This is a genomic window from Pseudoflavonifractor sp. 60 (genome assembly GCF_009911645.1).
Classification (GTDB): Bacteria; Bacillota; Clostridia; order Oscillospirales; family Oscillospiraceae; genus Lawsonibacter.
The window spans coordinates 23,095-43,581 of sequence record NZ_QWKI01000125.1 but is presented as its reverse complement, the minus strand read 5'-3'; the positions used below and the strand labels follow the sequence as shown (position 1 = coordinate 43,581).

At 57.0% G+C, this 20,487-nt stretch carries 17 protein-coding genes, 1 tRNA gene, 1 other RNA gene and 1 pseudogene; 9 read left to right on the top strand and 11 right to left on the bottom strand.

Features of this window, described 5'->3' with window-relative positions; translation table 11 throughout:
* Nucleotides 1–40 precede the first annotated feature (40 nt).
* Both D1646_RS13600 and D1646_RS13595 read right to left on the bottom strand, forming a co-directional pair.
* Nucleotides 41–709, bottom strand: a complete 669-nt coding sequence (locus tag D1646_RS13600; RefSeq protein WP_160636974.1) for a hypothetical protein — start codon at nucleotides 707–709, stop codon at nucleotides 41–43.
* Nucleotides 710–1,258: 549 nt separating this feature from the next.
* A pseudogene (locus tag D1646_RS13595) lies at nucleotides 1,259–1,678 on the bottom strand (DNA methylase); the annotation flags it as partial.
* Between the two features lie 690 nt (nucleotides 1,679–2,368).
* Here D1646_RS13595 and D1646_RS23745 point away from each other — a divergent pair.
* Nucleotides 2,369–2,497, top strand: coding sequence for a hypothetical protein (locus D1646_RS23745; protein ID WP_279279945.1), 129 nt, complete (start codon nucleotides 2,369–2,371; stop codon nucleotides 2,495–2,497).
* A gap of 74 nt (nucleotides 2,498–2,571) precedes the next feature.
* Here the strand turns inward: D1646_RS23745 and D1646_RS13590 are convergent, their stop codons facing one another.
* Together D1646_RS13590 and D1646_RS13585 are read right to left on the bottom strand one after the other, a co-directional pair.
* Complete coding sequence (locus D1646_RS13590) at nucleotides 2,572–2,784, bottom strand: hypothetical protein (RefSeq protein WP_160636973.1); 213 nt, start codon at nucleotides 2,782–2,784, stop codon at nucleotides 2,572–2,574.
* A 15-nt stretch (nucleotides 2,785–2,799) separates the two neighbouring features.
* A complete protein-coding gene (locus D1646_RS13585) occupies nucleotides 2,800–3,348 on the bottom strand; it encodes a T6SS immunity protein Tdi1 domain-containing protein (protein WP_160636972.1) in 549 nt (182 codons plus the stop codon).
* Between the two features lie 284 nt (nucleotides 3,349–3,632).
* Between D1646_RS13585 and D1646_RS13580 the strand changes: the two genes are divergently transcribed.
* A complete protein-coding gene (locus tag D1646_RS13580; protein WP_160636971.1) occupies nucleotides 3,633–5,618 on the top strand; it encodes a pyruvate carboxylase subunit B in 1,986 nt (661 codons plus the stop codon).
* Between the two features lie 312 nt (nucleotides 5,619–5,930).
* On the opposite strand, the gene D1646_RS13575 is transcribed toward D1646_RS13580, so the two are convergent.
* Entirely contained in the window at nucleotides 5,931–7,199 is a 1,269-nt protein-coding gene (locus D1646_RS13575; RefSeq protein WP_160636970.1) for a putative DNA modification/repair radical SAM protein, read from the bottom strand.
* Between the two features lie 401 nt (nucleotides 7,200–7,600).
* On the opposite strand from D1646_RS13575, the gene D1646_RS13570 reads away from it, so the two are divergent.
* The gene (locus D1646_RS13570; protein ID WP_160636969.1) at nucleotides 7,601–8,986 is read left to right on the top strand and encodes a sodium-dependent transporter; all 1,386 of its coding nucleotides are present in this window, start codon (nucleotides 7,601–7,603) and stop codon (nucleotides 8,984–8,986) included.
* 50 nt (nucleotides 8,987–9,036) lie between these two features.
* Here D1646_RS13570 and D1646_RS13565 read toward each other — a convergent pair whose 3' ends face one another.
* Both D1646_RS13565 and D1646_RS13560 read right to left on the bottom strand, forming a co-directional pair.
* Nucleotides 9,037–9,867, bottom strand: coding sequence for a DUF2971 domain-containing protein (locus D1646_RS13565; RefSeq protein WP_160636968.1), 831 nt, complete (start codon nucleotides 9,865–9,867; stop codon nucleotides 9,037–9,039).
* A 79-nt stretch (nucleotides 9,868–9,946) separates the two neighbouring features.
* Nucleotides 9,947–10,474 carry a GNAT family N-acetyltransferase gene (locus D1646_RS13560; protein ID WP_160636967.1) on the bottom strand — a complete coding sequence of 176 codons (528 nt, stop codon included), beginning with the start codon at nucleotides 10,472–10,474 and terminating at the stop codon, nucleotides 9,947–9,949.
* A gap of 294 nt (nucleotides 10,475–10,768) precedes the next feature.
* On the opposite strand from D1646_RS13560, the gene D1646_RS13555 reads away from it, so the two are divergent.
* The 6 genes from D1646_RS13555 to D1646_RS13530 all read left to right on the top strand — a co-directional run bounded on the left by D1646_RS13555 (nucleotide 10,769) and on the right by D1646_RS13530 (nucleotide 17,289).
* Nucleotides 10,769–11,764, top strand: a complete 996-nt coding sequence (locus D1646_RS13555; RefSeq protein ID WP_160636966.1) for a LacI family DNA-binding transcriptional regulator — start codon at nucleotides 10,769–10,771, stop codon at nucleotides 11,762–11,764.
* 312 nt (nucleotides 11,765–12,076) lie between these two features.
* Nucleotides 12,077–12,340, top strand: coding sequence for an HPr family phosphocarrier protein (locus D1646_RS13550; protein WP_160636965.1), 264 nt, complete (start codon nucleotides 12,077–12,079; stop codon nucleotides 12,338–12,340).
* An 89-nt stretch (nucleotides 12,341–12,429) separates the two neighbouring features.
* Nucleotides 12,430–14,085 carry a phosphoenolpyruvate--protein phosphotransferase gene (ptsP, locus tag D1646_RS13545; RefSeq protein ID WP_160636964.1) on the top strand — a complete coding sequence of 552 codons (1,656 nt, stop codon included), beginning with the start codon at nucleotides 12,430–12,432 and terminating at the stop codon, nucleotides 14,083–14,085.
* Complete coding sequence (locus tag D1646_RS13540) at nucleotides 14,079–14,699, top strand: HAD domain-containing protein (protein ID WP_160636963.1); 621 nt, start codon at nucleotides 14,079–14,081, stop codon at nucleotides 14,697–14,699. The genes ptsP and D1646_RS13540 overlap by 7 nt, the downstream gene beginning before the upstream one ends.
* 173 nt (nucleotides 14,700–14,872) lie before the next feature.
* A tRNA-Gln gene (locus D1646_RS13535) sits at nucleotides 14,873–14,946 on the top strand.
* A 633-nt stretch (nucleotides 14,947–15,579) separates the two neighbouring features.
* Entirely contained in the window at nucleotides 15,580–17,289 is a 1,710-nt protein-coding gene (locus tag D1646_RS13530; protein WP_160636962.1) for an HNH endonuclease, read from the top strand.
* A 429-nt stretch (nucleotides 17,290–17,718) separates the two neighbouring features.
* Here the strand turns inward: D1646_RS13530 and D1646_RS13525 are convergent, their stop codons facing one another.
* From D1646_RS13525 to ffs, 4 genes are all read right to left on the bottom strand, one after another.
* Nucleotides 17,719–18,072 carry a YbaB/EbfC family nucleoid-associated protein gene (locus D1646_RS13525; RefSeq protein ID WP_160636961.1) on the bottom strand — a complete coding sequence of 118 codons (354 nt, stop codon included), beginning with the start codon at nucleotides 18,070–18,072 and terminating at the stop codon, nucleotides 17,719–17,721.
* Between the two features lie 24 nt (nucleotides 18,073–18,096).
* A complete protein-coding gene (gene dnaX / locus D1646_RS13520; RefSeq protein WP_160636960.1) occupies nucleotides 18,097–19,800 on the bottom strand; it encodes a DNA polymerase III subunit gamma/tau in 1,704 nt (567 codons plus the stop codon).
* A 42-nt stretch (nucleotides 19,801–19,842) separates the two neighbouring features.
* The gene (locus D1646_RS13515; RefSeq protein WP_160636959.1) at nucleotides 19,843–20,118 is read right to left on the bottom strand and encodes a hypothetical protein; all 276 of its coding nucleotides are present in this window, start codon (nucleotides 20,116–20,118) and stop codon (nucleotides 19,843–19,845) included.
* Between the two features lie 59 nt (nucleotides 20,119–20,177).
* An RNA gene (ffs, locus tag D1646_RS13510) (signal recognition particle sRNA large type) lies at nucleotides 20,178–20,444 on the bottom strand.
* Nucleotides 20,445–20,487 lie beyond the last annotated feature (43 nt).

Below are 20,487 nucleotides of genomic sequence, written 5' to 3'. Positions count from 1 at the left end.
TGTTGCTTTTTTCTCCTTCCTCTATGTCCACAAATTTATTTCATTTTCCTATTGACTTTTCCTTTGCAGACTTTTCCCCACGGGAGGCGTCCTCGGGCTGGGTCGGCTCCTCCGGTGCGGGCGCGGGAGGGGGCGGGGCCTCCTCTTTCGCCGGGGCGGGCTGACTGGCCGTCTTGCCCTGCCTGGGAGTTTTGGCCGCCTTGCCAGCGCCGCCCCCGCCGGGGGCCTGCTTCTCCGCCTTGGGCGGGCGGCCCTTGCGTTTGGGTTTCTCACCCTGGGCCGGGGCTTCCTTGTTCTTGGGACGGCGGCCACGGCGTGGAGTCTCCGGCTGCTCCTGGGGCTTCTCCCAATCCTGCCCGCCCTCCTTGGCGGAGTCCGTCTGCTCCTGCCCGGCCCCCGCCCGGACCGACGACAGGTCGATCACCTTGTTCTCCGGAGACGGGGGACCCTCCATGCCGGGGATCACCCCCTGGGCCTCCGGCTCCGGGGTGGGCGGGTCCGGGATCGTCACGCCGGGAAGTTCGGAGGCGTCCGGGATCGCCTCACCCATTTCAAAAAGGGCGGCCCGCCCCTCATGCTCCAAAATGAGCTGTTCCTCCACGGTCAGCACCTCCGGCCCCGGTGGGGTGGGGACATTTGGCGTTTCCGGCGCGGGAGGCTCCGGCCTCTGCTCCTCCGGGGCTGGGGTCGTTTTCTTTTCTTCTGCCATTCGCTTGACCTCCTTACTTTTTCAAATGCGAACGGGGCCAAAACCTTAGTTTGGCCCCGCCCCTTGATACCTTTTCCTCCTTTCCCTGTCACGCAAAAACGCCGCCCTTTTTACAGCCGGGCGGCGTTTTCGGTAAGGTTGACAGTCCATTTTGTTGTTGTTTATATTGTTTCCCTTTGTCAAGCGTTGCAAGCAACTTAGGATTAAATGGCTACTTCAATAAAAGTATAGCATATTTTAAAGGAAAAGCAACTATTTTGTTGTAATTGATTGAAAACTCTCGAATAAGGTACTGCCGCAATCTGGTAATATCAACCTCGTATACCTTTGGTTGAAATTGGCCATTAGTTGCACATAAGAGTGCAACCAAATCGCTATTTTTATTATATTTTTATATTTTGTTTCTCAAAACCACAATTATACGATTTAGAAAAAATTACAATAATCCGAGTTATTCTGTTGAAAAACCAGTATTTGCACTGGCTGTGAAGAGTAACTCGGATTATTATTACTGCTCAGATTATATTCGTAATCCGAGTTCTCGGATTAGGAATAGTTGTGGATATCCTCCGGTGCAATGTATTTCAAATAGACGTTGTAGACCCTGGTGCTCCACTCCATGTAATGGGCCATCCGGGGCGGGGCCACGATATAATCCACCGCCAGGCTGGGATCGGCTTTCAACCTGGTATCGTCAGAGGAAGGACCGGTAAACTGCCGCCCCGGCGCGCACCGCAGCCTTCGGGCGTTGACTTCCTCTACCCTCTGCACGACCTCAAATAATCTGGCGCGGCCATAAATGCCATAGGCTTTCAGAGAGGGGGTAACCGCCAGACAGATGGTCTTTTCCGTTCGGCTCAGGTCGGCCACCACCAGGTTGGTGGTCAGAGGGTCAAGGCCGCGCTCGACACACTCTACCGAAGCGTAAAAGCTGCGCAGGTCGATGGCAATGTAGGTGCGTTCTGCCATAGTGGCCTATCCCCTCTCTAAAACATTTGTTCTTTTATTATAGCATATCCTAATTCAGAGCGACAAGTCAGAAATGCGAAAAATATGTACAAGGAGCATATCAAAATGGATATCCGAAGTGACAGACAAAAGGGTAGGACGGAAGTACCACATGGATCCCCAGACGGCAAAGTGGTATGCGGAGTCGCCGCAGAAGCCGGAGTACATGTTAAGCGAACCCAAGCCCTCGAAGATAGACCTAAGCAGATCGCGGACAAGCGACAGGAGGAGGCACCGTATTCGGCGTTGCAGATCTCGGAGAAGTTGCGCTCTTTTTGGCGTTTTTTGGCATAATAAACGAGAGCAAACCCTATATTTCATCGCCTTCTAAAAAAACTCACAAAAGCTCTTGACAAATGGAGAAAAAGGGTTTACAATGACTGAAGCAGCTGGAGATGTGTTTGTTGTATCTCCTGCTGATTGAAAATTCTGCAAGGAAAGAGGTGGGCACAGATGCAACAGCGTTATGTCACCCAAGGAGCACTCTTCATTTGCAAGCGATTGGAGTATACTGTGCGTGTGTCTGCCCCCTGACGGAGTCAGAGTCCCAACATCTACACAGCTTCTTCTCCATCGTTTGCATGGCAGACGGTGGTATTTTTATACCCATTTTTAAGTAAACACCACGATTACAGAAAGGAGATGGCAGAAATGACGATGCCGAAACGGGAAATAAACAGCATTTGGGCCCGGGTCCGCGACGATGTGGACATTGACGATCTGATCTTTAATTACGACGCCTATCACACCAGTGAGGACGACACAGTCAGCGACTGCTGATCTGACAGAATACAGCTGAAAAAGGAATGATTTGCCGCCCCAGCCGGGGCGGCGTTTTGTATTGTGGGCAGGTGTTAAAAATGGAAGCTCCAGGGCGGTTCCCGAAGAAAGAGAGCCAACAGCCACACCGCCATAGCGGCACAGGGCCCTGCCGCCAACAGAGGGAACAGCGCCAGCGCCCTGTAACGCGAACGCTTCCAAATATTCCGCGCCAGAAGGAGCAGGAAGACGGCCCCTCCCGCCGCGCCGGCTATCATAACCAGAATGAGGAAATAACCCAGACCCATAATCCTCTCCCTTTCTCACAGATCGTCTCCGACTCGCCCAAAAAACTGCCTTATAAGCTCGATCTGCTCCTTGATATTTCCCTTGCGCAGACAGTCCGCCTCTTTCCGTCCGCCCAGCCCCAGCAGGGGCACAAAGCAGAAGCACTGGCCGAATTGCAGAGGCCCCCACCGCCTCACCGCCGCCTGGTACAGCTCCAGGTCAAAGAATCTTGCATCAAAGGCGCCGCTCTCCACATCCTCCCAGAAGAAGTCAAAGCCGGCGGCGACGCCCTGGAAGACGCCCTCCCTGTATTTGACCATGCGGATATACCGGCCCTTCTCCCAGGTAATCAGGTCGGCAAAGGCGGTGGCAAAGATGGGAATGGCCTCGCCGCCCAGGGCGTAGGTGTCCTGAAGCAGGTCCTGGTAGTCCTCCGGATTGACCACCTTCAAATAGCCGTCCAGCACCGTACCGAAGCCATATTTCTGCCAGACCGCCGTCAGCGCCGGAGGCAGCAGCGGCGAAAATCTGGCACACAGCGCCCCAGAGGCGGCGGATTCCTGTACAAAACCGTCAAACAGCATTGGTATATCCTCCTGAATCGGGAGAATCATTCCCGGCGGGAACAGACATCATTAAAATAAACAGTTTACTACAGAAGGTCAAATATTTCCACCCCTGGCGGTCAAAAAGGCCCTCCGCATTTTTGCACAAGAAAATACAGAAAAAAGGTCAGAATATTCCAAGGAAGGGGCTTGCTTTCTGAGAGGGATTATACTAAAATAATAGGCAAGCGACTAAAACGTCCGCCCCAAGGGGCAAATTTTCCCGGTTTGCTCCGGGGAGCAATTTGGAGGTCGAAACTATTATGAGCAAGAGCAAGACTAGAAAAGTAGGCTTTACCGAAACCGTCCTGCGCGACGCCAACCAGTCCCTCATCGCAACCCGCCTGCCCTACAGCAAGTTTGAGCCCATTCTGGAGACCATGGACAAGGCCGGCTACTACTCCGCCGAGGTGTGGGGCGGGGCCACCTTCGACGTGTGCCTGCGCTACCTGCAGGAGGACCCCTGGGAGCGGCTGCGGAAGATCCGCAAGAAGATGCCCAACACCAAGCTCCAGATGCTGCTGCGCGGCCAGAACATCCTGGGCTATAAGCACTATCCCGACGACGTGGTGCGCAAGTTTGTGGAGTACTCCATCAAGAACGGCATCGACATTATCCGCATTTTCGACGCCCTGAACGACGCCCGCAACCTGGAGGTGGCCATTGACGAGACCGTCAAGCGGGGCGGCCATGCCTCCGGCACCATCTGCTTTACCACCAGCCCGGTCCACACCCTGGAGAAGAACGTCCAGATGGTGAAGGACCTGAAGAGCATGGGCGTCAAGTCCATCTGCATCAAGGACATGGCCGGCATTATGGGCCCCAAGGAGTCCTATGACTTGGTGTCCGCCATCAAGGACGCCGTGCCTGAGCTGCCCCTGGTCATCCACACCCACTGCACTACCGGTCTGGCCTTTATGACCTGTCTGAAGGGCGTGGAGGCGGGCGCCGACGTGATCGACACCGCCATCTCCCCCATGTCCGGCGGCACCGCCCAGCCCGCCACCGAGACCCTGGCCTATGCCCTGCGCTCCCTGGGCTACCAGGTGGACCTGGACGACAAGGTGCTCATCAAAATGGCCGACTTCTTCAAGGGCGTCCGGGCCGACTTCATCAAGGACGGGACCCTGGATCCCATCTCCATGGCCACCGACACCCAGTGCCTCAACTATCAGATCCCCGGCGGTATGCTGTCCAACCTGATCTCCCAGCTGAAGATGATGAACGCCATCGACAAGCTGGACCAGGCCCTGGCCGAGACCCCCAAGGTCCGCGCCGACCTGGGCTATCCCCCGCTGGTCACCCCCACCAGCCAGATGGTGGGCTCTCAGGCGGTGCAGAATGTGCTGGCCGGCGAGCGCTACAAGGTGGTGGGCAAGGAGATCAAGGCCTACTGCCGCGGCGAGTATGGCCGCACCCCCGCCCCCATCGACCCCGCCATTCAGAAGAAGATCCTGGGCGACACTCCCGTGGTAAAGGGCCGCTTCGCCGACTCTCTGGAGCCCGAGTTCGAGAAGACCAAGAAGGAGCTGGGCGCTACCGCCAAGTGTGACGAGGACGTGCTGAGCTACATCGCCTTCCCCCAGGTGGCTATGGCCTTCTTCAAGGACCGGGAGGCCGGCTTCCCCAAGAAGGCAGACCCCGCCAAGAAGGCCAGCGCCCCCGCCGCCCCCAGGCAGGAGGACCTGCCCCCCATGCCCGCCTGGCAGGGCCACGTGTACTACGCCAATGTGCCCGCCTCCGCCGCCAACGGCATGACTTCCCGGCCCATTCAGCCCTTTGCCGCCAGCTATCAGCCCCCCCACCTGGTGATGGGCGCCCGGGACAACTGCCCCGGCACTTACACCATTACCATTGACGGCAAGGCTTACGCTGTCTCTGTGGCCGCTGCGGATGGTTCTGCGCCCACTGTTGCGGCTCCGGTCGCTGCCGCCGCCCCTGTGGCCGCGCCTGCTCCGGCTCCTGCCCCCGCCGCCGCTCCGGCTCTGGCCCCTGCACCTGCCGCAGCACCTGCACCCGCTGCCCCCGCCGCCGGCGAGACCCCTGTCCCCAGCCCCATGCCCGGCAACGTGTTTAAGGTGGAGTGCAAGCCCGGTCAGGCTGTGAAGGCCGGCGATGTGCTGGTGGTCCTGGAGGCCATGAAGATGGAAATTGAAGTGACCGCCCCCGTGGACGGCACCGTCAAGTCTGTCTCCGCCGCCGTGGGTACCGCTGTCAATACTGACGACCTGCTGGTGACCCTGGGCTGACCTGAATCCCCAATCCCATAAACTATACAGCTCCCTGGCGAAAGCCGGGGAGCTGTTCTGTGTAAAGAAAGTACAAAACCCATGCAGCAGGGCATCAGGCGCAGCAAAATGGAGAGATTCAGATTAGCGGGCGGCCATATGGGGCCACTCCTACAAAAATAAAGAAATCCACCCACAAAGGGCCTTCGTTACCGGGCGGCGGACTGCCAGTGCCCCAAAGACTTCCAGAGCGAGGGGAACGTTCTTTTTCGCTTCCCTTTTCTTACAAGAAAAAGGAAGGCCCGCCCGGCGAGGGCAAACAGCGGTCAGCCGCTACCCGCCAGGACTGTCAAAGAGGGAGAGCTGTTCCGGCGCGGGGCCGGCCAGGGCGGGGGCCTCCAGGGAGATCAGGTGACGCAGTAGGCCATCCTCACTGACCCGCAGGCCCTGCATCATCCGGCCGGAGCAGGTAAGAAAATACTGGGCCCGTTTCAACACAACCCCCAGCCGTTTCAGCCCCTCGAAATTCAGCGGTCCCACCCGCCGTGCGGTCAAAATCCGCTTGGCGGAGCGGACCCCCAGCCCCGGGACCCGGAGCAGCGCCTCATAGTCCGCCTTGTTCACCTCCACCGGGAAGAACTCCAGGTGGCGCAGGGCCCAGCAGCATTTGGGGTCCATCCGGGGGTCCAGGTCGGGCTGCTCCTCGTCCAATATCTCCTCCGCCCGGAAGTGGTAATAGCGCAGCAGCCAATCCGCCTGATACAGCCGGTGCTCCCGCAGCAGGGGCGGCTGAAAATTCTCCGGCACGGGAAGCAGAGGACTGGAGGACACAGGCATATAGGCGGAGTAAAAGACCCGCTTCAACTGGTAGCGGTCGTACAGTGCCTGAGTCAGGGCGAGGATGTGCCGGTCGCTCTCCGGCGTGGCCCCCACAATCATCTGGGTTGACTGCCCCGCCGGTGCGAAGCGGGGGGCGTGGCGGCAGGTGGCCAGCTCCTGCTTTGAGGCGTCAATGCCGTCCCGGATCTGCCTCATAGGGGCCAGAATCGCCTCCCGCTTCTTGTCAGGCGCCAGCAGAGCCAGGCTGGGAGAGGAGGGCAGCTCAATGTTCACGCTCAGCCGGTCGGCCAGCAGGCCCAGGCGCCGGGTCAGGATCGGGTCAGCCCCTGGAATGGCCTTGGCGTGGATGTAGCCGCCGAATCGGTACTCTCTGCGCAGCAGCTGGAGGGTACGGATCATCAGCTCGGTGGTATGGTCCGGATTTTGAATGACAGCGGAGGAGAGAAACAGCCCCTCAATGTAGTTGCGGCGGTAGAAGCCCATGGTCAGCTCGCACAGCTCCCTGGGGGTAAAGGCCGCCCGGGGCACGTCGTTGGATTTGCGGTTGACGCAGTACTGGCAGTCGTAGACACAGACGTTGGTCATAAGCACTTTCAGCAGCGAAATGCACCGTCCGTCGGCGGAGAAGGAGTGGCAGCACCCCGCCATTGTGGTGTTCCCGATGGTCCCCGGCCTGCCGGAGCGGTCCAGTCCGCTGGAGGTGCAGGCCGCGTCATATTTGGCGGCATCAGCCAGGATATTCAGCTTGTCCAGCAGCTCCATGGTCGGGACCTCCTTGCAGAAAATATGTTCTATAGAACTTATGTACTACCATTATAACGTAAAAAATCCCCCTGTCAAGGGGGATTTTTCTTGGGCGGGGAATTATACGGTGGGGCTTGTCTTGAGTATGTCGATTATGGTATAATACGCCAAGCAAGAGGGGAACGGCTTGACCTCCGGATTCTGGAGGTGACGAGATGTCAGTATTAGAAGTGTTGACACTACTTAATCTGCTCGCCGTTGTGATTTTCGGCATTCTCAATCTAAAGAAATAACCGGCCCCCCGCAATAGGAAACCGGCATTTCTCCAGATTCTAAATCTTTGAGGAAGAGCTGTGTGACCTGTTGCAGCAGGTCGCCCCTCTTGTCCCTCATTATAGCAAAGGAGTTTGGTTTTGTCAATGGAGAAACGAGAGACATTTTCCTCCCGCCTGGGCTTCGTGCTCATCTCGGCGGGCTGCGCCATCGGCCTGGGCAACGTGTGGCGCTTCCCCTACATCACGGGGAAATACGGCGGAGCGGCCTTTGTGCTGCTGTACCTGCTGTTCCTGGTCATCCTGGGTCTGCCCGTTATGGTGATGGAGCTGGCGGTAGGCCGGGCCAGCCAGCGGAGCATTGCCCTGTCCTTCCAGCGGCTGGAGCCCAAGGGGAGCAAATGGCACTGGTACAGCTATGCCGGCTTTGCGGGCAACTATCTGCTGATGATGTTTTACACCGTCATCGCCGGGTGGCTGCTGTACTACTTTGTCAAAATGCTGCGGGGAGAGTTTACCGGCCTGGACGCCCAGGGGGTCGCGGCGGAGTTCAGCGACCTGCTGAGCCGTCCGGGAACCATGACCCTGTATATGGTGATCGTGGTCTGTGTCGGAATGCTGGTGTGCGTCCAGGGTCTGCGCAACGGCGTGGAGCGGGTGAACAAGGTGATGATGGTGTGCCTGCTGGCCCTGATGGTGGTGCTGGCCGCCAACTCCGTCCTGTTGGAGGGGGCCGGGGAGGGCCTGCGGTTCTACCTCCAGCCCAATTTCCACAATCTGGTTTACGACGCTGAGGGAAACTGGATCCTGGGCGAGGCGGTGTTTGCCGCCATGGGGCAAGCCTTCTTCACCCTGTCCCTGGGCATTGGAGCCATCTCCATTTTTGGCAGCTATATCGGCAAGGAGCACCGTCTGGCCGGGGAAGCTCTGCGCATCGGCGTGCTGGACACCTGCGTGGCCTTTGTGGCGGGACTGATTATCTTCCCCGCCTGCTCCGCCTTTGGGGTGTCCACCGGAGAGGGGCCCTCCCTGGTCTTTATGACCCTGCCCAACATCTTCAATCACATGGCACTGGGCCGGCTGTGGGGCGGAGCTTTCTTCCTGTTCCTGTCCTTCGCCGCCCTGTCCACGGTGATTGCCGTCTTTGAGAACATCATTTCGTTCACCATGGACCGGTGGGGACTCGACCGCAAACGGGCGGTCATTGTCAACTTTGTGGGCATACTGCTGCTGTCCATGCCCTGTGTGCTGGGGAGCAATCTGTGGTCCGGTTTCACCGTACTGGGGATGGACATATCCGGCATTGAGGATTTCCTGGTCTCCCAGAACATTCTGCCTCTGGGCTCTCTGCTCTATGTGCTGTTCTGCACCAGCAAGGGGGGCTGGGGCTGGGAGAACTTCCTGGCCGAGGCCAACGAGGGTCAGGGGCTGGTTTTCCCCAAGGGGGTCCGGTTCTATGTCAGCTATATCCTGCCCCTGATCGTCCTCTTCGTTTTTGTTATGGGCTACTGGAACCAGTTCGGCCCCAAGTGACAGCACAAATGGAACGCCCGCCCTCCAGCCGGAGGGCGGGCGCATTTCGTTCAGTTGGACAGGCGGCGCAGGGGACAGTCCGAAAGGGACACTCGGTCCACCAGAGCGTGGAGGCCGTTGTCCTCCAGATAGTCCTGCAAAATAGCCAGGGACTGAGCGGATTCCGGCCCAATAATAAGCTCTGCCACCAGGTCCTCTATGCCAACGCCGATCTCCTGGCACATGGCGGCCAGGTCCAGGGGGTAGTACTTTTTGATCCGCTCCTGGGTCACGTGGTAGCAGGCTTTAACCCCGAACTCCTCCTTCTCGAAGGGGGAAACTACCAGCCTGGTCTCGTACTCTGAGGAGAAGGAGGGGTGCTTGAAGGACACCGAGCAGGCCCAGGCGTCCCGCATAGCCTTCCGGACGGCGGGATTGCCGGCGGACAGACTTCCATCCTGACCGGCCAGTTCACAGAAGGTCTCCACCATGGGGTGGCCCGCCATATCGTCCTGGTAGAAGACGGTCTGAAGGGACAGAGCCCCCTTGGCAATTTTTTGTAAATACTCCCGCTGAAAGGCAATGCAGATGCCTCGCCCCCGGTTGCCGTACCGCTCCCACTGGGCGGCATCGTCCCGCTGGAAGGAGAAGCAAGCGGCAAAGGCGGAGTACTCCTTTTTCAGCTCCAGCTCAAACAGCTGCTGGACCGCCCGAGCCTGTCCTCTGCGTCCCTCCCCCTCCAGCCGCTCCACAATGGCGCTGGCCAGCCGCTTCATGAAGTGGCGCATCTCCGCTGAGTCGTTCATGCGCAGAACGTTGTTGACCCGCAGCTGGGCGCAGCGGAGAATGCCGTCCAGCGCCTGGAAATCGGTGTAGTGATACAAAATGCTTCCGCTGTACATATTTTCCTCCCCTATCCGCTCTGAACCGGCGGCCTCTGTTCTATTATAGCACAAACAAGGGGATTTGACATGATTTTTTTCAGCCCGCGTCTGCCATCACAACCCCTTTCAGATATTGGTCAAAGATCTGGTACTCCCCCTGGGACAGAGGGGTTGGACAGGACAGGACCACCAGCCGGTGTCCAGGACAGTTCGAATGGTAGGGGGGATGGACGTGGGGGAAGGGGTTGGTCTGGTAGCCCTGCCGCTGATAGAAGCCCTGCCGCCGCCGGGAAACCCCGTCCTCCGGCGGGTCGATCTCCAAAATGATGGACTTCCCCCGGCTGCGGAGCAGCTCCAGCGCGCGCCGTCCGTATGCCTGATTCCGCAGGTGGGGCTGGATACAGAAGTGTTCCACATAGATAAACTCCGCCGTCTCCCAACACAGCAGCAGTCCGACAAACAGCTCCTGGTCATAAATCAAATGGTATTGGTAGTCCGAACAGCCCATGATCCTCCGCTGGGAGTCCTCCTCCCGCTGCTCGTGGAGGGGAAAGCCGAGGGCATACAGCTCCCTGGCCTGGGGGTACATGGGGTGGTCCGGGGATGTTATACGGTCCAATCTCATCAGAATTCTCCTTTGCATTGGATTTGGACCTTAGCATACCACAGAGGCGGCGGCAGCGCAAGAGGGAGCGGTAAAAGCCGCGTCCGGGAGGGCGTCACCCCGAGGAGAGCATCGCTCCACCTGGTCCGCCGGAGGGCAAACGGAATTGGGTCCGTCGTTTTATCTAAAATCTCCCCAAAATGATTAGTGAGAATGACCGAGAAAAAGGGGGAGGGTTTGGAGCAAAACGATTGGACAAAACTTGCTCCTGTGGTATAATGTGAAAAGGATTTCAAGATACCGGGGAGAAGGGCTATGAACATTTCAGAAATCGCCAAGCTGGCAGGGGTGTCCCCCTCGGCCGTTTCGCGCTACTTAAACAACGGCTATCTGTCGGCGGAAAAGAAAGAGGCCATCCGCAGAGTGATTGAGGAGACCGGTTACCGTCCCCTGGTCCAGGCCCAGATCCTGCGTACGCGGAAAAGCAAGACGGTTGGGGTTATCATCCCCAACATCGAGTCCTTTTCCATCAGCAGCGTGGTGTCTGGCATCGACTCCGTGCTGGAGGAGCAGGGCTTTCAGATTCTGCTGGCAGACGCCCACAACCTCCCGTCCAAGGAGCTGGTCTATCTGGACACCTTTGACGACCAGCGGGTTGACGGGGTGATTCTGCTGGCCACCGTGTTTACCGCCAGGCATATCACCATGATCAAGAAGAGCCGGGTCCCCGTGGTGGTGGTGGGCCAGCAGCTGGCAGGGGTTCCCTGTGTCTATCACGACGACTACCACGCCTTCTACGACGTGACCAGTCTGGTGTTGGAGCAGGGCTGCCAGCGGCTGGGCTACATAGGCGCGCCGCCCCAGGATAAGGCGGCGGGTCAGGCCCGCAGCCGCGGCTATCAGGACGCGGTCCGGGACGCGGGCCTGGAGGACCAGGCCAGCCACACTGCTGCTGCCAGCTTCACCATTGCCTCTGGACGGGAGAAGGCCCAGGAGCTCTGGGAACGCTGGGGACCCCTGGACGCGCTGGTCTGCGCTGCCGACGCTCTGGCGGTGGGGGCCCTGCAATATCTGAGAAGTCAGAACATTGCGGTGCCCCAACAGGTCCGGCTGACTGGACAGGGGGCCTCCAGCCTCAGCGAGGTCTCAGTCCCCTCCATCACCACCATTCGGTATTTTTATCAGGAGAGCGGGGCCAACGCCGCCGCTTTGCTGCTGGAACAGCTGAAGGACCCCAGCAGCCCTGCCAAGGAGATCAAGCTGGGCTATACCATTGTAGCCTGCGGCTCCACCGGGCAGGAACGGCCCTGAAAGCGGGAACGGGAATCATAAGTTTGTCACAGACTTGACGGAAAAAAATCCGCTTCTCCACGTAAAAACAGCAGATTTTTCACTATTTCCCCCGGAGATGAGTGGAAATGGCTGAAATTGATTTCATCATTTCGCACAAAACAGAGTCTAAAATTTTGGCCCGCCCTCCAATTTACAAAAATTTTGTTTAGATTTATAATTTTACAAGCCGTAGTCTCACAAGAGCGTGCAATTGATTTTAATGCCCCTGCGGCGTCTGCAATCTGGCGCGATCCAGATATCAATCTATATCAAGAAAGGATGTTATGCACCATGAAACAGTTTACCTACACCATTACCGATCCCGTAGGCGTCCACGCCCGTCCCGCCGGCCTGCTGGCCAAGGCAGCCAAGGGGCTGGACAGCACCGTCACCATTACGAAGGCCGACGGCAGCAAGTCCGCCGCTGCCACCAAGCTGATGGCTCTGATGGGCATGGGCATCAAGACCGGCGAAACGGTCACCGTCACCATCGAGGGCGGCAACGAGGAGGCCAACGCCGCCGCCATGGAGCAGTTCTTTAAGGAGAACCTGTAAACGCCGCTCAGAGGGCGTCTGCCCACTGGGCGGACGCCCTCTGCTGTATCTGGATCTGAGAGACCGATTTCTATAAGGAGGAATAAACGATGATCTTAATGCAGGGAAAGGGCGTCTCCAAGGGCGTGGCCAGCGGGCCGATTTACTTCTTCCAGCGCCCAGATACCACCATTTCGGACGCTCCCGCCGCCGATATCGAGGCGGAGAAGGCCCGCATTACCCAGGCCCAGGAGAAGTCCATCGACCAGCTCAACGCTCTTGCGGACAAGGCCCGGGAGGAGACCGGCGATGAGACCGCCATCCTCTTTGAGACCCACGCCATGTTCGTGGAGGACGAGGACTATGTGGACTGCATGATGAATGCCCTGACCGAAAAGGGCTGCTGCGCCGAGAAGGCGGTGGAGATTGCCGGTGAGGAGTTTGCCGCCATGCTGGCTGCCATGGACGACCCCTATATGCAGGGCCGCGCCGCCGACATCAAGGACGTGACCCGGCGCATTCTGAACAACCTGATGGGCCTCACCGAGGGCGGTATCGACTCCCAGGAGCCCGTGATCCTGGCCGCCGACGATCTGGCCCCCTCCGAGACCCTTCAGTTGGACAAGAGCAAAATCCTGGGCTTCATGACCCAGGGCGGTTCAGGCAACAGTCACACCGCCATCCTGGCCCGCACCATGGGCATCCCCGCCATCTGCGGCTTGGGCGATGCACTGAAGCAGGACTGCGCCGGCCGGACGGCCTACATTGACGGCGAGACCGGTCAGGTGGCCATTGATCCTGATGAGATTACACTTGGCGCCTTCCAGGCCAAGCTGGAGAAGCAGAGAGAGCTGAAAGAGCTGATGGAGACCATGAAGGGCCAGAAGGACGTGACCCTGGACGGTCGGGAGATGATGGTCTACTGCAACATCGGCTCCCCCGAAGACGTGGCCGCCGTTCAGTCCAACGACGGCCAGGGCATCGGCCTGTTTCGCTCTGAGTTTTTGTATCTGGCCACCAACGACTATCCCAGCGAGGACGCCCAGTTCAGGGCCTATCGGGATGTGGCCGCCGCCATGGACGGCAAGCGGGTTGTTATCCGTACCCTGGATATCGGCGCGGACAAGCAGGTGGACTACTTCCAGCTGCACAAGGAGGAGAACCCCGCCCTGGGTGTCCGGGCTATCCGGATCTGTCTGAACCGCCCCGAGGTCTTCCGCACCCAGCTGCGCGCCCTGTACCGGGCCTCCGCCTACGGCAAGGTGGCCATTATGTTCCCCATGATTACCTCCGTGTGGGAGGTGAAGGAGTGTAAGCGGGCCTGTCAGAAGGTGATGGCAGAGCTGGACGCCGAGGGGGTCCCCTACAACAAGGAGACCGAGATCGGCATTATGATCGAGACCCCTGCCTCCGTCCTGGTGGCCGAGGAGCTGGCCAAGGAAGTGGACTTCTTCTCGGTGGGCACCAACGACCTGACCCAGTACACCCTGGCCTGTGACCGTCAGGCCAACGACCTGGGCAAGTTCTTCGACCCCCACCACCCCGCCGTGCTGCGGGCGCTGAAAATGGCCACCGACGCCGCCCACAAGGCGGGTATCTGGATCGGCATCTGCGGCGAGCTGGGCGCGGACCTCAGTCTGCTGGAGACCTTCCTGGCCATTGGTATTGACGAGCTGTCCGTCTCACCCACCTCCGTCCTGCCCCTGCGCGCCGAGATCCGCAAGTCCATTGCCAAAACCTGCACCCTGGAAAAGCTGGAGTGCTGAGCCCGAATCCATCCGAGAACAACACCCCGTATCTGACACGAAAACCGGAGCGAACCCAGTTTGTTTGCTCCGGTTTTTTGCTTGAGCCGGAGAATGGGACTGGATGGAAAGCGGAGCGCCCCTATATTCTGGAGGTGGAGCAGGTGGTCATTTTTCTGGACATTGACGGTGTGATCTGTACGGAGCTCAGCACCCGGCTCAGCGGTCTGCTCCGGCTTCCCCTGGAACGGCAGATTTTTGACCCGCGGTCCCTGTTCTGGTTACGCTGGCTGGTGAGGCACAGCGGGGCCAGGATTGTTCTGTGCTCCTCCTGGCGGGACGCCTTGACGGTGGACGACCCTCTGTGCCGCGCCTTTATCCAAAATCTGTACCGCCGTTTGGAACGAAATGGAACCCCTATCTGGGACGCGGCGCCTCAGGTGGGAGACAAGGGGGAGGACATTCAGGCCTGGCTTGCCGAGCGGTCGCAGATGCAGTATGTGGTGCTGGACGATCACGACTGTTTTGGAGGGAATGTCCAGGCGCGCAGCCGCTGGATTCCCATTCCGGAGGGCAGAGGCCTGCGCCGCAGAGAGGCAGAGGCGGCAGCGAACTGCTTGCATCCGCCGGGATGAGTTTCCTGTTTTCCACTTTTTTGGACGCTATGCCTCAAAAAACCGCGTTGTATTCCTAAATATTTGGGGAATATTGGAAAGATGAGCCTCTGCTGAAAAAAGTTGAAAAATACTCTTGACATTTTTCAATCATTTGTTATAATAGCTCTTGTCCCTGCGAGAGTGGGGGCCATAGCCGGATTGTGTAAGGGTAGCACGACAGACTCTGACTCTGTTTGTGAGGGTTCGAATCCTTCTCCGGCTGCCAACTGAATGAGGGTAGGAGTATTGAACAGTTAAGCTGGACTGTCTAATATTTCTATCCTTATCTTATTTTGCAAATTCTTGTGCTGTTGGGTTTTTCTATATTTCTTAATGAGATGTATTGTGTAAAGGGTGGTTTCACCAGACCACTACATTACATTGACTGAGGCTCATTTGTGGCAGAATGACACAGGCTTGAGGGGCGGTGATCGATCAGCAGGAGAGAACCGAAGTGGGAGCGTCCGGGGATGACCTGGGCGCTCCGTTCTCTTTGCCGGGCTCTCTGCTAAGAGCGCACTTACTCACCACCAGCAAGCTGGCGGTGGTATGGCCTGCGGCCATCGTGCGCCCTCAGAGGGCGGCTCCGCCGGGGGCGTCCTTCCCCTGCCGGTATATACCAGCAGACACCAACGGCGGCTTGTGCATCGGGCGGAGCTGCTCCGATGCACTGGGGGCTTGGGGACCTACAGCCACCAACAAGCGGCACCGGGTATATACCGGCGCATTGCTTGCCACTACCGCAACGTCCAAAAACAAGGGTAAAATATTGCCCATATTGATGCTATACTTTCATGCTTGACCTTGACTTTGATTAACCGCGTTGACTATAATGAAATTATAAAAGGGAGGGGTTCTATTGAAAGGCCAAGACTGGACGAAAGAAGAACTTGAAAAGTTGCAAGAACACTATGGTAAGATGCCAAATAAAGAATTGCAGAGAAAATATCTACCTAACAGGACACCGCAATCTATCAGACGGAAGGCATCTGAACTTGGCATTGCATTAGCAAAGAGACCAGAATGGAACAAAGAAGAGCTTGAAAAGTTACAAGAAAACTATAGTAAAATATCAATAGAAGAATTGCAGAAAACATGTCTGCCTGACAGAACAGTAGATGCTATCCTTGGGAAAGCATCTGACCTTGGCCTCACATTAGTAAAGAGTCCCGACTGGACCGAGGAAGAGATTGAAAAGTTACAAGAATACTATGGCAAAATGCCAAATAAGGAATTGCAAAAAACATACCTGCCCGACAGAACGATAAAGGCTATTATTGGGAGAGCAGTGCTCCTTGGTATTGGGTCACCAAGGAGTCCCGACTGGACTAAAGAAGATGATGAAATATTGCAAGAATACTATGGCAAAATATCAAATGAAGAATTGCGGGAAAAATATCTGCCTAATAGAACGTCACAGGCTATATTGGGAAGAGCAAGTATTCTTGGCATTACACAAACAAGAAACCTGAACTGGACTGAAGAAGAACTTGAAAAATTACGAAAATATTATAATAAAATGCCAAATGAGGAATTGCGGGAAAAATATCTACCGAACAGAACGATAAAGGCTATTATTGGGAAAGCAGGGAGTCTTGGTATCGGGTTGCCCAAGAGTCCCGACTGGACTAAAGAAGATGATGAAATATTAAATAAATGCTATGGTAAGATGTCAAGTAAAGAATTGCAGGAAAAATATCTGCCCAACAGAACGCTACCGGCTATATGGATAAGAGCACGTAACCTTGGCATTGCATCGAAAAGAGGTTCGACCGGAGTAAATGAAGAAAAGAAAGCCAATCCAGATTCCGCTAACCGTTCATCCGCATTATTATCTACCACTCATAGTAGCAATCCCTTTTCTGACTGGCTGGCTCAGAATATTGGGTTTTCTGAGAGTTCTATTGGTACATACTCTGATGCAGTAGGCGCAATATCGAAGGAAATGCATCAAAAAGGCACAATCCAAAAACCACTTGAAACTATGTCACCGTTTGAACTTGATCTTGCAATCTTTCTTATCATAAACGATAGAGATTTTGCCACAGAAAATACTCGCAGAAAACTGTTGTACAGAAATGCGCTTAAGCAATACCGCTATTTTCTCAATACCATATCCGAAGATTCGGGCGATCGTATTTATATGGAGACAATAGAGAATGACAGGCAAATTCCTGAAACCGAGAAAACAGCCATCATTCAATCACGAGTAGGTCAAGGTGCCTTTAGAAAATCTCTTATTGATAAATATAATGGGCGTTGTATTATAACGGGAATTGACCATCCCGATTTGCTTGTTGCAAGCCACATTAAGCCATGGGCAGCCAGTTCTAATAAAGAGCGCTTAAGTGTTGACAACGGGCTCCTCCTTAGCGCTACCTATGATAGACTTTTTGACCGTGGTCTCATTACATTCGATAGATATGGCAAGATTATTTTATCTTCTCAGATTGGGGCTGAAAATATTAAGCGACTTGGACTATCCCAAGGGTTGAAGTTTAACCTTCAAATAAACAAAAGTATGAATGAATACCTTTCCTATCACAGAGATATGCTATTTGTAGAATAGATCACAGGCATCTAACCGCCCCACTACTTATTTACCGGGGGATTTCATCTTTATGGTGAAATCCTCCTTGACAAATGTTCTCTTGGGAGGTCAAGATAGACAGCCTATGACGAAATTTCTGAAATCTACAATCAAAAACCAGGAAAAGATTGGACAATCCCGTTCATCCGAAGCAGCTTGCGGAATGCTTTTGAAGTATATTGCGCTCCTTGGTCACTGTGAAACATCAGAGACTGAGGAGCGTTTCTGCATATCTCATGTAAAGCGCGGGAATCCATTATGGAACCACTTTATCGCAGGGTTTCAAACAGACGAAAATGGAAACGGCGTGACCGAAGTCACGCCGCCCCTTGACAGCACTGCATATTCTGCATTCTCAAAAATTTGTTTACGGACACCGCCCAGGCGGGCAATTTCATGTTTAAAGCTTTACAGGCCCAGGCCGCCCAGATTCAATCCCCCGGTGAGGGACTGCATGGAGCTGGCCGCATCGGCATCGGCGGCGCGCATGGCCTCGTTGACGGCAGCCACAATCATATCCTGGAGCATCTCCACATCCTCCGGGTCCACCGCCTCCGGGTCGATAACCAGGCTTTTCAGCTCGTGCTTACCGTTCACCGTGGCGCTTACCATCCCTCCGCCGGAGGCGGCCTGGTACTCCTTCTCCTGGAGCTCCTGCTGCATGCGGAGCATATCCTGCTGCATCTTTTGGGCCTGCTTAATCATATTCATATTCATGCCGCCGCCCATGCCGGGCTTCCCGCGGCCATAACCCTTTGCCATATCAAAAACTCCTTTTCCGGTTTTTTATTGAATGGTAATATTATCCAGGTCACCAAAGGACATCAGCTTGTTCAAGGGGTCCTCCTCCGGGGCCTCCGACTGTTCCGGCGGGGTCCCCACGGTGACGATAATCCGGGGCGGCTGACCAAAGAGGGGTTCCGCCGCCTGAGCCAGCTTCTCCAGCACGGAGGGCTTGTTCAGCATAGAGCGGGTAAACTCGCTGTCCACCCACAGCCCAAGACGGCCATTCTGCCGCACTCCGGTGACCTTGGTCGGGTTGTTCAAGTAGGGGAACACCGCCGGCGGCACCTTCCCCCGCAGTCCCGCCGCAAAGCTGGACCAGAATGTCCGGTCGCCGCCTCCAACGGGGGCAGACGGCTGCTGAGGCACAGGGGCAGAGGGGACCGGCCTCTGGGGAGACGGGGGGACAGGGGGCTCGTCAAAGACATAGTCCCTTTCCTCCGGCGGCTCCTCGGGCAGGGGCGGCCTCTCCTCCTCCCAGGAGGACGGGTCCGGCGGAGGGGCAGGCTGTTTCGCCCCTTCCCGAGAGGCCGGGCCGGACTGCTGCGCTGGTGCGGGAATCCCCCGGGCCAGCTGCTCCTCCAGCCGGGCAATCCGGGCGGACAGACCGGCGGCGGACTCGTCCAGGCTCTCATCGCTGAGGCGGATGAGGCACAGCTCCGTGTCGGTGCGCCGGTTTCCGCTGCGGGGCAGGTCGGCCAGAGTCCGCTGGAGACAGGTGAGCATATGAAGCAGCCGCGGGCCGGTGAGCTGTTCCCCCAGCCTGCGCAGGCTCGCCTCGTCATAGCCCCCCGCCATCAGGGCGGCTCCCCCGCGGGGCGCGGTCTTTCGCAGCAGCAGGTCCCGGGCCAGAGAGGACAGCTCCCCCAGCACCGACCCCACATCCTTGCCCCCTGCGTACAGCCGGCCCAGAGTCTCCAGCGCCCCCTCGGTGTCCCGGGCGGCCAGCTGTCCCATGAGGGCGGCGGTCTCTACATTGCCCGCCAGTCCCAGGGCGTCCAGAATGGCCTGCTCGTCCACCGGTCCGCCTCTGCCGGCGCACTGGTCCAGCAGCGACAGGGCATCCCGCATTCCGCCGTCCGCCAACCGGGCCAGCAGAGCGGCCCCGGGGGCGGTGAGTTCAATGTGCTCCTGTTCGGCCACATATTCCAGCCGCTGGGCGATCTTCATGGGCAAAATCCGCTTAAAAGAGAACTGCTGGCACCGGCTCTTGATGGTGGCCAGTACCTTGTGGGGCTCGGTGGTGGCCAGAATGAACATCAGGTGAGGGGGCGGCTCCTCCAGAATTTTCAGCAGAGCGTTCCAGGCCTGGGGGGTCAGCATGTGGGCCTCGTCGATGATGTATACCCGCTTGGCCACGGCGGCGGGGGTGTACACCGCCTCATCCCGGAGAGCCCGCACCTGGTCCACGCCGTTGTTGGTGGCGGCGTCCAGCTCCAGCACGTCCAGAATGGAGCCGTTTTCAATGCCCAGACAGGCGGGGCAGGCGTTGCAGGGGTCCCCGTTTTGGGGATTCTCGCAGTTCACCGCCCGGGCCAGGATCTTGGCGCAGGTGGTCTTCCCCGTCCCCCGGGTCCCGGTGAAGAGGTAGGCGTGGGACAGCCGGTTTGCCGCCACCTGCCGCCGCAGGGTATCGGTGATATGCTCCTGCCCCACCACGTCCTCAAAGGTGCGGGGCCGCCATTTTCTGTACAACGCCTGATACATCTACTGTTCACCTCCAGGTCGATCCAACTCAAATAACTGGATCTACAGTCCTTGTTCCAATGCTTCTAAACTGTCATAGCAATCTGAAAACCGATAGAAGCCCTTCCATTTTGTCAAAACTGCCCAAACCGGCTCTCCTGCTTCGTCATCCAAAATCTCAGCAATATATGTACGGCCATATTTGAATATCCGGCGCGGAGTCTCGGTTTCAGAAAAATTTGTCTTGGAAAGTTTTATTTCCGATAGAATTTCGCAGTCATGTTCTCTGAGAAATTGCAATTCTTCCTCTGAATAACTGGTATCTAACACAAATCTCATGGTATCTCCTCGACGCTCACTTTGGCCGGGCCCATAAAAATATCCGGCGCGGAGCAAGACCGCACACCGGCCTTTGAAGCGCGGGACATACCCGTTACCTGGACAGCCGGCTCAAGAACAGTATCCCCGCGGCACACGGGTCAAACCGCTTAGTGCTGCTCGGTTCCCCGCCTGACACGGTTCACGGCAGCCCCGTTGCGCGGGACCGGTCTATCATCACTGCTTTTCCAGGGCAGACAGTACATCCACACGTCCGGGGGCCGGGATTCATTCCCGCTGTAGCGGATTGCGGGTACAGGGCACCGCTATCTCCCCAACTAGTGCGGCCTTGCTCCGCGCCGAAGCGGAACAATGTCTGAGAGTTATTGT